The sequence below is a fragment of the Bacteroidota bacterium genome (assembly GCA_016720935.1).
GTDB lineage: Bacteria > Bacteroidota > Bacteroidia > AKYH767-A > 2013-40CM-41-45 > JADKJP01.
This window is the reverse complement of the sequence record JADKJP010000005.1, coordinates 67,570-80,465: the sequence shown is the minus strand read 5'-3', so window position 1 is coordinate 80,465 and position 12,896 is coordinate 67,570. Positions and strand designations below refer to the sequence as shown.

Genomic DNA, 12,896 nt, shown 5'->3' with positions numbered 1-12,896 from the left:
TTATTGTTTTATACCGCTGCCAGAGTTCTTTGCGATCCATTGGTTTGAAGTGGTTTAGTTAAAGAAATTCTCTATCTTCAGGAAATCCTTCACAGCCCAATCGTTCAAGTATGAAATTTAAACTACTTTTTTTTCTGACACTCATTTCATTTTACTCAAATGTTTCAGGTCAACCTTTTGTCAGAAGTTGGTTTAAAACCTGGGGAAATGATTCTGTTCCTGCTACAATGAATTTTTTAAATGAATGTGCAGATGATTTTGGGAATGTGTATACCCATATTAAAAAGGATACTGTTTGGACTACCACGATTTCAATGATTACGAAATATAATTCTTCCGGTCAGCGTGAATGGGAGCGTTCGTATTATAATCCTTATGATGGTAGAGCATATACGACTCAAATTAAATGTGACCAAGTCGGAAATGTATATCTGGGCGGAGGCGAAAAAAGTGCTGCAGGAAAAAACACAATGTTGTTATTGAAATATGATTCTGTTGGAACTCTTCAATGGAAATTCAATTTTCCATTTCCCATAACACAAGCAGGAACAATTCAGGGATATACTTTTGACAGTCTGACGAATATCTATTTAACGTCTACAGTATATATAATGGATGGAGCAAATCAACACGAAGATATCCTGATCACGAAGCTGGATTCATCAGGAAATGTGATCTGGAATAAATACATGAATTATCCTGACACAACAGAATTACACAGCCAGGCAGGAGATATTGTCGAAGATAATGTGGGAAATTTTGTGATAAGCGGTTATTCACAGGATTCCAGTATCCTGGCAAAACTTGATCCCTTGGGAAATTTTATTTGGCTTCAAAATAAACCGATCACCCATACATCGTACAGGTTTGTCCTCGATAATTATAATTCTATTTATTCTTTCTTTGATTCATCCTCATTTTCCATTTTGATAAAAATAGACTCTTCAGGAACGGATCTTTGGCAAAAAAATATTACTCAACTTGATTCATGTAAAATAAATTATCTGACCTGTAAGAAAAATTATCTTTATACAGCAGGTGATCGTGGAATTTTAAAATTGGATCTAAACGGAGATTCTCTATGGCGCAGACACTATAATACCGGACCCGGTTTTACTGACGAATACAAAAAAATTGCTGTTTCTGAAAATGAAGATGTTACCGTTGCCGGAAATCTTAATATCAATCCGCCAACATATGGAATTGATCTTGGAATTACTCGATATGATTCATCAGGAAATCTGAAATGGCATCTACAATACAATAATAATTTGAACACAAATGATGATTACAAAGATGTAATACTAAATTCCACTGATAATTTGTTTGTCGGTTCAGAACAATATTTCAAAAGAACGTGTCCTCAACTAATTAGTATTTCACCGGACACATTAACAATAATTTCTGATGTGCATAGGAATTATCAGCAGAGCGATGATTATTCTACTAAAATTGCAAAGGATAATTCAGGCAATATTATTATCGCAGGGGATCTGCTTTCATCAGATTTAGAACAAGCAATTGGTGTGGTAAAGTATGATAATTCGGGAAATGAGATCTGGGACAAAACCATAAAAAAAGTCAACAGCATTTCTTATCTCACTTCGCTAAATACAGATGATCATAATAATATTTACATCACGGGCGCTCATTACACATCTATAACATATAAATCTGAAGGCAGATTGATTAAACTGAATTCGAATGGAGATACAATCTACCAGATTACACATCAAATTACTCCGTATTATATAGAGTCATTCTTGAATTTTGTATCCGATCATTCAGGGAATATTTATTTACTGGAAACGGGAAAGGATTCATCCGGTCTCTATTTTTTTCAGATCCTGAAATATGATTCTTCAGGAAATTATATCTGGAATAAATTTATTGCAGATTCTGCGGAATCGTCCGGGAAAATTATCATTGATGAATACGACAATATTTTCTATTCTTACAGAACGTTTGGCACTGTGTCGCGGGATTGGGATATTGTTGTTTCAATGATGGATACAGCAGGAAATGACATCTGGACAACACAATATGATAGTCCGAATAATTCATTTGATGTCGCGACTGACATGAAACTTGATCATGATAAAAACATTGTATTAGCCAGTATATGTGGAATATCAGATTGGGATCTCAATGTTATAAAACTTGACAGCACCGGACAATTTTTATGGAATTCTGTTTTCATTCCTCATGATTTAACGATTTCTTTCCAGTACCGCCTTGCTATTGATGAGAGCAATAATATTTACATTGCCGGTTTCGAAGATTCCACAAATGTCATAAGGCATGGAATCACAATTAAACTTGAGCCCGATGGCACTTTTGGCTGGAAAAATCAAATACGGTCCAATAGTCATTTTAATAGAAGTGATTGTAATGCAATTGCTGCCGGAAACGGCTTTGTATATGTTTCCGGTTCTGCTTATAATTCAAGCGATCATACCTATCTTTTTTTAGCAGTGTATGATACATTGGGTGCATTGGTCTACCTTGACAGCATATCTGCTCCCTATTCAACTGCCGGAGATCCGCAGCAGGGATTACAAATTATTTATGATGCCAGTTGTGTCTATTTAACGGGGAGAGTTTACACTGCTGCTGAAGAAGCAGAGTTTTCTGCCTTCAAATATTGCAATTCACCTGTTGGAATTTCTGAAAATCATTTTCCCTCTATTGATTTTTCAATTTTTCCCAATCCATCAAATGGAACCTTTTCAATTCACTATAATGCCAGGGAGAATTCAAAAGCGGAAATTGAAATCTATAATTTAGTCGGGGAAAATATTTTGAAGAAACAGGTTTCTCTGATTGCCGGCCAAAATGAATTTCAATTCAATGAGAAATTATCTTCAGGAAGTTATTTTGTGAGAATTAAGTTAAACAAAGATTACTTTATTTCAGAGAAACTGATCATATTGGATTAATACACTGAGTTCCAATGATGCCACTGTCGGTACATTCTTAACAAAATTGTGCTTTCAATACATCCCTCAGCAGAGAGTTTGAACAATTTATATTCTACCTTTAATATTGTTATTCCTTCGCGGAGGCTAAAAACTTTTCAAATGAAAAAAATATATTTTACAAATATTGATTTTTTGTACAACCAGTCTGAATGGACAGCAATTGGATTTTGTAAAATATTATTCACTTTTCCAGTACAATTATGCAAATGCACTCTGTGTTACGCATGATAATTACCGGTTGGTGACCGGTTCCACAACACTGCATAATGTCGATAATATTTATTACCTGATGAAACTGGATTCATCGGGTAATTTTATCTGGTCAACATTCGGAGATGTGCACCTGGATGGCGGTGATACAGATGGATGGGTAGTAACCGAACTTTTAAATGGCAACCAGGCAATCAGCTGCGCACTTAGGACGAAAATAAAGAGATGTTAAAATGAAATTGCATGTTTTCGTGACCACAACACGCTAAGTTTTTAATAAAAATATCCACCACGAAGGATCTCCAAATTTATTTTTTATTCGCCATCAACCAGGCCTGAACCAATCTCAACTTACCAAAAGGCACTTTGCCATCCGATTTCATACGTGCGGCTTTTAGTTCCAACGTACCATCCGGGAAAAACTCTGAAATAGATTCAATTTCACTCTTCTTCAACAATTGTTCGATGTTGATAAGCTTGTTTTTTATTGCAATTGCCAGATGTCCTTCAATTGTAGATTCTGCAAGATTTCGGTGAGTGCAAATTTCCGATAGTTTTTTACCGGAGTTGAAAAGCTCAATGGTTTCTTTCACAGTAGGAGAGAGAAGCGTGGATTTATTTAGTCCCTTACTTTTTGATTTTTCAGCACTGAAGTTTAAGGGAATATTGTTGTCTACACAATAATCGTGTATGATACGGAGAACTTCGTCACCATATTCCTTTACTTTGTGTTTCCCAAAACCAACGATATTCAGGAGTGAAGCTTTGTCGCCCGGCAAGTTCTTACAACAGTTTTTAATAGCCTGATTACTGAATATCATGTAAGCCAACACATCGGTTTCTTCTGCAATTTTATTTCGGTAAGCTTCGATCAATTCATACAAACCGGAACGCTGTTCGGCGGTTTTTTCCTTTTCATTTGGCAGGAATGAACTTTTTGGTTGTACAAGACTCTCGGGAATTAATTTTTTCCATGTTGCCAATTCGTTTGAATGAAACCCTTTTTTACATAGTTCTATTTTGATAAGACTATGTATCAAATGTTCATGAATTTCCTGCAACAGTTTATCAATTAATCGTGATTCTTTTCTTGTACTGATTTTTAAAGGATGATCAAGGATAAGTTGTTTCCATTCCGTCCATTGTGTGGAAAAATATACAGCTGCCTCAGCGATTCTCGTATTTAATTTTTCATTTAAATCAGGATTCGGATTTTCATTCCAGAGGCTTTGTAATTGTTGCCTGAATTTATCAGCAGTACCATTTATATTCAGGTATTTTGTTGATACAGTATCCAGCCAATTTCGATTTCCCGGAAATTTCTTATACTCTTCCATTTCCTTTTTGAATTTTTCAAGCGGGAAATTCAAATGATCAAATGAAAATACATTGAATAACATTTGTCTCATGTAATCCTGACGGGCTTTCTCAAAAACCATCGGAAGAGATTTCTCGTCGTGTTTGGTTTCCTGCCAGAATTTCAAATTCGCATGCGGACCAAGAAAACGGTCGTTCAGGGGACTTGTGAGAATCAATCCTTCCAGTGTTGTTGCCCGGCTTAATGCAACATATACCTGTCCATTCGCAAATGCATTTTCTGAATCGATTACAACTTTGTCGAAGGTGAGACCCTGACTTTTGTGAATGGTTATTGCCCAGGCCAGGCGAAGTGGATACTGGGTAAAAGTTCCCAATATCGTTTCCTTCATTTCTTTTGTGATCGGATCAACGGTATACGAAAGATTTTCCCAGATATGTTCGCCAACAACAATTTTGACATCATCGCATTGAACCACAATTTCATCATCTGAAATCTCAGAGACAATCCCAATCTTCCCATTGTAAAATCTTTTTCCTTCCAGGTCATTTTTGATAAACATCACCTGTGCACCCTTTTTTAGAACAAGTTCTTTTTCTGCAGGGTTAATGTGTTCTGGAAAATCACCTTCGACAGCAGCTTTGAACTTAAAAGATGCGGAACTGAGTCGGTTTAGTTTTACTTCATTAATTTTATTCGCATTTGCATTGTGAGTAGTGAGTGTAATGTACCCATCACCATCTTGAGAAATAAAATTCGGTTTCAGCCGTTTGTTTAATAGCTCAAGATGTTCTTTGGTAAGAATATTTTCCCGTAAACCATTTAGTATATTGATAAAGCTTTCATCTTTTTGACGGAAAATAGTTTTCAATTCAACCATCACCGGGATGTTATCTCTTAGCACATGGCTGTCAAAGAAAAAATTTGAAGAATAATAATTTTTCAGTATGTGCCACTCATCCTCTTTCACTACCGGTTGTAATTGGTAGAGATCACCGATGAAAAGGACCTGAACGCCACCGAATGGAGCTTGTTTGTGTCGGACAGCACGAAGGAGCGTATCAATAGCATCGACTGTATGTGCAGCAACCATACTTGCTTCATCGATCACCAGCAATTCCAATGCATTGAGTAAATTTATTTTTTCAGAATTAAAACGTACTCTTGATAAAAGCGATTTCTTGTCAACACCGAAGGGAGTTTCATTCGTTGCCGGAATAAAAGGACTAAAAGGCAATTGGAATAATGAATGCAATGTAAGTCCGCCTGCATTGATCGCAGCTACTCCGGTTGGTGCTGCAACAGCCATATTCTTTACCGGATTATCCTTGAGGTATTTTAGAAATGTCGTCTTTCCTGTTCCTGCTTTTCCTGTAAGGAAGATGTTAACGTTTGTTTCGTTAACGAATTTTAAAGCAAGTTCAAATGCCTCGGTTTTTATTGGGTTCATTCATTCTGAAGTGTCGGGTAAAGATAAATGATTTGGATGCAGTAATTCTGGCAAATCGCTTTAGTGTCTAAAAATTCTTCCTGCCCTTGAATCACATGGTATTATCAATTCTGCATTGGAGGAGTTTATTTCTTTAAAATCCAATTTCTGTTCGTTTTGTGGATGAATTCCCGAACTGGTTTTCTTTGGTGTGATAAAAATCTGATAGTAACATTGTTTCATTCAGCTCCAGTTCACTTAAGCCCAGATGTTCTTTGAGCAGCTGACTTTTGTGTAAGCTTAATCCTTCAAATTTGTAGGACGCAATGAGTCGCCCTTTCCTTAACAACGCTTCGTCTATATTTTTTAGATCCGTATTGAATGTGCAAATAACAATAGTTCCAAGACATTCACCCAAAATGCCATCTGTTAGATTTAACAGCATAGAGATATTCGAATTCACAGTAGTTTCTCTTGATTTTATCAATTGTTCTGCGTCCTCAATTATAAAAATGGAATTTGGATTTTCAGTAAGAATTCGGGTCATTGAAGGTGAATCCAGTTCTCCGGCAATTGAAGGGGGAAGAAAAATAATTTGTTTTTTGAAGAGGTTAATCAGGAATCGGATGTAAGTTGATTTACCGGTTCCCGGCTCTCCGTGCAAAAGCACAAGTCCGGATTGATCTTTTTTCGAAAGGGTGTCTAACAATAATGAATGCACCTGAGCCAGATCGTCATTGTAATTTAAAGATAAATTTAATTTTGGTTTTTTTACTACGATTGGAAGTAATTCATGTCCGTAATGTCCTGACGAAAGCAGGTTGATGTTTTGCTGACTTCGTCTTTTTCTTTTTTCGAAAAAACATTTTTCATAAAACTTCGCTTTTTCTTCCGATTTTGAACTAAAGAAAATTTTAATTTCACCCGTCAGTTCAATTTCAATGATTACCTGATCTGCAAGAATAAAGACAACGTTTGTATATTTATATTTGAATTTTTCCGGAAGCGAATACTTTATATAATGTTTTTCTAATATTTCAGTCTCAAATTCAGTTTCAATACGTTTAATTACTTTATCGACTGAGCTATGCATGATACTGATTCTGCTGGGAATTTGTTGAAAATAAGACAGAAATACATGGTAAACGTTCAAGTATTGCCTGACACTGTCAAAAATCAAGGGAGTTGTATGTTTCAGACTCAGAGCAGTTTCTTCTCTCGCAGATAACTTTTTTATTATTTCAATTGTTTCATTTTCCATTTTGAAAATTATGTTGGAAGTGGAATTAATGTTTGAATTGTTGTTTTCTGAAATGCGATATGTAATTGTGCAAAAGTAAAATGAGAGTTTATGCGATACAACCAATATATGCGGGATGTTATACTAAACCAGATGGGCTAAGGTTGGGGAGAAGTTTATTGTAAGGACAATTCAAAGATCAATGGACGCTGTTATTTTTTCGCGTTCAAAATTTCATCTTCCTGGTTTCAATAGATATATTTCGAAAGATCAGTTAGGAGAAATTGAATCTTTTGGTTTCCAAATTTGCACAGAAGGGTATTTGATTTATTTAATGCGGGGCGAGAATGTTCGTCTTGCAATTATTGATTGAAAAGATGTATCTTCGTAATTATGATTGCTCAATTCACTCCTACACTTTTCTGGGATACTGATATTAATTCCCTTTCTGAAACCACTCATGCCGGTTATATTATTGTGCGCGTATGTATGTTGGGTACATGGGAAGATTGGCTTCTTTTAAAGAAAGTGTATGGAATAGATAAGATACAATCAGAACTTTTAAGTGCACGATCTCTGGATCCAAAAACATTGAATTATTTTAGTCTAATTCTGAATATCCCTAAAGAAAAATACCGATGCTTTTCCTTTCAGCCGTCAGTCCCAAAGCATTGGAATTATTAACGGAACTTCAGGACCTTTCGCTGCTGGAAAAATTTTATCTGGTAGGAGGCACTGCACTAGCGCTACATTTAGGGCATAGAATTTCCGTTGACCTTGATTTTTTTACTTCAAAGGAATTTGACACCTCTGGTTTTATTGAAAAAATACAAGAAAAGCACTCAATATCTCTTTTAGCTCAGGCTGCTAATTCACTGACTCTCGATATTGATTCAGTAAAAACAGATTTCATCAGGCATAACTATCCATTAATTAGACCTATTTTGTTTATTGATGGAATAAAACTTGCTTCCGTTGAGGACATTGCTGCTATGAAACTGAACAGTACAGTGAACCGTGGGTCAAAGAAAGACTTTTTCGACGTTTGCGAATTGCTCAAACATTATTCCCTGAAACAACTGCTCTCTTTTCATTCAGAAAAATACGATTTCTCTTCTCAGATGGTAGTACTAAAAAGTCTTGTCTATTTTGAAGATGCTGAAAAAGAACCTGATCCTGTTTCCACGAATTCTACAAGTTGGCAATATGTAAAAGTGAAGCTTAATGAGGAAGTAAGAAAATATAGCATATAGCCTAAATGCAAACAAATGCACAAGGCTAAGAAAACTGTGGTCAATATTGGTTCCTGAAAACCGAAGGAAATCTCGGAAGGCGCCTGTTCATTGAACAGACGCCTTGTTTATGATTAACACGTGAATCAGAGGTTACTGGAGACTCCTATTTTTTATAAATAATTTTGAAGGAAAAGAATTTCGGTGAGAATGAAAGCATATTAAGGCCTTGATAAAATCAGCAACAAAGCTAAATTGTTTTCGATAAGACCATAATCCGATGATTCAACCAAAGCTTTCCCTAAAATTTTCTGCATCGCCTGTTCCCTGAAATTTCTACTAATAGGAATTTGTTTGTTGCTAACTGTTATTTCATTTAATATTCGTGTATTCGTGGCATTAGAATATCTAGCTAAGTATTATAATATTCTTGTCAAGAGTGCGTCGAGAAAAATTAAATCGACTTTGTTTTGAGAAATAACCGGAAGAGCTTTCATCGGATTTTCTGCTTTTCCGCTATATAAATACAGATGGATAATCGAATTATTCTTCAAATGGATTAAGCAGCATTTAAAAATGAAATCCTTTTGGGGACTTCCTCAAATGCCGTGAAGACACAAATCTATATTGCCATTATCACTTATACTTGATTGCAATTATCAGAAGTCGACTTAAGCTAAATCGTAGATATTACGAAATTTTACAGATTTTAGGGTCTCACTTTTAGATAAAACCCAGTTAAATCAACTACTTTCAGACCTTGTCAATCAAAATGTTAAAGAACAAATTTATAACCAATTGGAACTTAGCTTAAACTAATCGGAAACTAGTGATGTCCATTCAGAAATCATTATTTCAATTTCCGTCACAAATTTCTGAAACAGTCCAAATTATATAAGCAATGAAATTTTAATAAAATTTTGGATGAAAACATTTAATTTATACATTGTTCTTAATAATCCTTTTGATGATACTTCGTTTTGATTTTTATTAGAATTTTCTTCAACGCATTCAAACTACAAACCATATAACCATGAAAGCACATCTAATTATTTTCATCTGCCTGTTAAGTTTTGAATTGTCTTACAGCCAGGCGCCACTTGCTATTCCTTATCAGGCTGTTGCCAGGGATAATTCCGGCAACCTGATCAGCAATCAGGCGATTTCGCTTCGTTTCAGTTTGCACGAAGGGTCTGCCGGAGGAAGCATTAGTTATAAAGAATTTCATAGCACCACTACGAATGCACTTGGCTTGTTCAGTGTGAACTTTGGACAAGGGACTCCGCTCACTGGCACTATAAGTTCAGTGAATTGGGCTACATCCGCAAAATTTTTACAAGTTGAAATGGATGTTAGCGGTGGAACAAACTATATCAATATGGGTACAACTCAAATGATGAGTGTTCCATACGCATTGTTAGCAGGCAAAAGCAGTGACCTGACGAGTGGAATAAGCAATGGAAATACTTTGCGATGGAATGGAACGGCCTGGATTGTAGATAGTACATTGACAAATAAAGCAACGAATCTTGGAATAGGAACTACGAATCCGAATGCGTCTGCATTGTTGGATATCAGCTCTACTTCAAAAGGGTTGTTGATACCGCGTATGAGTACTACACAGCGCAATGCGATCGTTTCGCCTGCGGTGGGGCTGCAAATTTTTAATACAGATGATCAGTGTATTGATATGTATGATGGCTCAAATTGGATCAAGACATGCGGATTGAAAGTAACAGGAGTTGCAACAGATCCTGCGCATCCAACTACGAACAGTTGGACTCAAAAATCAAATTTTTCCGGAGCAGGAAGGCAAAGTGGAATTGGGTTTTCTATCGGAACAAAGGGATATGTCGGGCTTGGAAATGATCAGAGTATTGCCTTTTCTGATTTTTGGGAGTATGATCCAACGACAAATGCATGGACACAAAAAGCAAACTTTGGTGGAGGTGCTAGGGATAATGCGTGTGGTTTTTCAATAGGCAGTAAAGGATACGTGGGTACCGGAGCGAATAGTCTTAATGTATATTTTAATGATTTTTGGGAATATGATCCTTCTTCAAATATCTGGACTCAAAAAACCAATTTTGGGGGTGTCGCAAGAACCGGTGCGGTTGGTTTTTCTATTGGCTCGAAGGGATATATTGGAACGGGAGTTACATCAACCATCTATACGAACGATTTTTGGGAATATGATCCTTCTTCAAATATCTGGACTCAAAAAAACAATTTTGGAGGTGTCGCAAGAACCGGTGCGGTTGGATTTTCCATTGGTACAAAAGGATATTTGGGAACAGGAGGATTTGGTGCAACTTATTTAAATGATTTTTGGGAATTTGATCAGGCTGCAAATGCATGGGTTCAAAAGACAAGCTTTAGTGGTGTTGCAAGAACTTATGCAGTAGGATTTTCAATTGGTTCAAGGGGATACATTGGAACGGGATCTGGTCCCAGCCTACCAACAGTATTTCAAGATTTTTGGGAATACAATCAGGCTACAAATTCCTGGCTACAACGCGCGAATGTTGGGGGAGGGACAAGGCAATTGGGAATTGGATTTGCAATTGGAAACAAAGGTTATATAGGACTTGGGAGTTCAAGTGTATTAAAAACAGACTTTTGGGAATGGTTAGATGATAATGTTACCGGAATTCAATTGAGTACCAGTACAACTGCATCTAATAATTCTTCATCAGATGGCAGGTGGGTCGCCAACAATAATCTGTTATATAATGCTATTGGCGGAAGTGTAGGAATCGGAACAACTTCTCCGGTTTCAAAACTGGATATTAAAGGAGGAACAACAATTGGTTCAAATTATGCCGGTTTGTTTATGGCTCCAAACAATGGAGCCCTTATTGAAGGAACAGTCGGAATAGGTACTGTTTCTCCTGTGTCCAAACTGGATGTAGAAGGATCAGTGAGTATCGGGACATCCTATTCAGGATTGATCCCGGCACCAACAAATGGAGCTATAATAGAAGGCTCTGTTGGAATTGGAACAACAAACCCTTTGTCAAAGCTCGATGTTGATGGATCTGTCGCGATTGGCGTGAGTTATTCAGGGTCAGTTTCGGCACCGGTAAACGGAGTTATTATTGAGGGAAGTGTTGGAATTGGAACCTCAGTCCTAAATTCAGGATCAAAATTGGAAGTGGCGGGTGAAGTAAGAGCTAACGGTAACAATGCAAATCTCAATTTACAACGAACTACAGGTCCCAATTATGTGAACTTTAATGATGCTCAGGATTTTCATTTGAGAAGCATTTCTCCAATTGCTGCAAATGCGAATAATCGAATGACAATTAGCTCTGCAGGTTTTGTAGGTATTAACAACGAGACGCCTGCTAAACAATTGGAAGTAATTAATGCAAATGATGAAGCCATACGTATTTTAAGTGGGTCAGCAAGTGCGAATACGTGTTATTCAATGGGCCGTACCAGCACTGAGGGTAGACTTGCTCTTGCTTCAGGAAATGCTCAGTTTTCTCCTGATGCAGTCGCAGGTGATGTGATTCTCCGCGCCGAATCCAGTACACAGAAATTAATTCTTGCTACAGGAACAGGAGCTTCTGCCTTGATTGTAAAAGGAAATCTGGTTGGCATTGGAACAACTGTACCCAAAGCACGATTGCATGTGGTTGGAAATAATGGTACTATCAATAATATTAATATTGGATTTTTTGATTACCATGCTGTGATGACGACTCTCACGCCATGGACCGGTGGACTTGCCACGGCAATCTTTGAAGGAAATGTTATCACCACTCAAAGTTTTATTGCTACCAATGGAACACCTACACTTTCGGATATGCGTTTTAAGAATGTAGCAGGAAGAAGTAATTCGGCTCTAGATTTAATTACACTTAACCAAATAAAGATTACTGATTATTTATTCATTGATACGATTACTCTTGGGAATAAAATTCAGAAAAAAGTTATTGCTCAAGAAGTGGAAAAAGTTTTTCCAAATGCAGTAAATACAATTAAAACACATATACCGAACATTTACGCTCTTGCGAAATCACTCACAAATGTTAATGGGAATTTACAAGTTACAATGGCAAAGCCTCACGATTTAGTTAAAGGCGACCAGGTTAAATGGATTGACCCTACCGGAACTACCCATTACAATCAAGTCTCTGCTGTTCTTTCAGAAGAATCTTTCGAACTCGATGCCAAGGAGAATGTTTCTCAGGCATTTATTTATGGAAAAGAAGTGAGTGACTTCCGTACTGTTGACTATGACGCAATTGCCATGTTGAATGTTTCTGCAACTCAGGAGCTAGCCAGGCAAATTGTAATTCTGCAAGCAGAAAACGAAAAATTACATGCCGAGAATAGTTTGTTTAAGTCAGACATCGCTTCCATAAAAGCCCAGCTGGGAATGGATGTGAAGGCTGAAAAGTAAGCTTAATTCTCTTTCAGATATTCTGAAGCTACAAATCAACATACCGGATTTGTCTCGTAATGTTTTATTGTCAAT

At 36.7% G+C, this 12,896-nt stretch carries 6 protein-coding genes; 4 read left to right on the top strand and 2 right to left on the bottom strand.

Features of this window, described 5'->3' with window-relative positions; all coding sequences use genetic code 11:
* Positions 1–110 precede the first annotated feature (110 nt).
* Positions 111–2,939: a T9SS type A sorting domain-containing protein gene (locus IPP86_06925; GenBank protein MBL0138249.1), complete on the top strand. Its 2,829-nt coding sequence runs from the start codon at positions 111–113 to the stop codon at positions 2,937–2,939.
* A gap of 166 nt (positions 2,940–3,105) precedes the next feature.
* Positions 3,106–3,423, top strand: coding sequence for a hypothetical protein (locus tag IPP86_06920; protein MBL0138248.1), 318 nt, complete (start codon positions 3,106–3,108; stop codon positions 3,421–3,423).
* 76 nt (positions 3,424–3,499) lie between these two features.
* Here the strand turns inward: IPP86_06920 and IPP86_06915 are convergent, their stop codons facing one another.
* Positions 3,500–5,959 carry an AAA family ATPase gene (locus IPP86_06915; GenBank protein ID MBL0138247.1) on the bottom strand — a complete coding sequence of 820 codons (2,460 nt, stop codon included), beginning with the start codon at positions 5,957–5,959 and terminating at the stop codon, positions 3,500–3,502.
* A gap of 133 nt (positions 5,960–6,092) precedes the next feature.
* Entirely contained in the window at positions 6,093–7,031 is a 939-nt protein-coding gene (locus IPP86_06910) for an AAA family ATPase (protein ID MBL0138246.1), read from the bottom strand.
* Positions 7,032–7,816: 785 nt separating this feature from the next.
* Here IPP86_06910 and IPP86_06905 point away from each other — a divergent pair.
* On the top strand, positions 7,817–8,431 hold the full coding sequence (locus tag IPP86_06905) for a nucleotidyl transferase AbiEii/AbiGii toxin family protein (GenBank protein ID MBL0138245.1): 615 nt from the start codon (positions 7,817–7,819) through the stop codon (positions 8,429–8,431).
* A gap of 1,012 nt (positions 8,432–9,443) precedes the next feature.
* A complete protein-coding gene (locus IPP86_06900) occupies positions 9,444–12,821 on the top strand; it encodes a hypothetical protein (protein ID MBL0138244.1) in 3,378 nt (1,125 codons plus the stop codon).
* The last annotated feature ends 75 nt before the right edge of the window (positions 12,822–12,896 follow it).

What these genes read in the sequence shown, in the direction of transcription:
- IPP86_06925 (MBL0138249.1), top strand. Translation starts at nt 111, where the DNA reads ATGAAATTTAAACTACTTTTTTTTCTGACACTCATTTCATTTTACTCA.
- IPP86_06915 (MBL0138247.1), bottom strand. Translation starts at nt 5,959, where the DNA reads ATGAACCCAATAAAAACCGAGGCATTTGAACTTGCTTTAAAATTCGTT.
- IPP86_06910 (MBL0138246.1), bottom strand. Translation starts at nt 7,031, where the DNA reads ATGCATAGCTCAGTCGATAAAGTAATTAAACGTATTGAAACTGAATTT.
- IPP86_06905 (MBL0138245.1), top strand. Translation starts at nt 7,817, where the DNA reads ATGCTTTTCCTTTCAGCCGTCAGTCCCAAAGCATTGGAATTATTAACG.
- IPP86_06900 (MBL0138244.1), top strand. Translation starts at nt 9,444, where the DNA reads ATGAAAGCACATCTAATTATTTTCATCTGCCTGTTAAGTTTTGAATTG.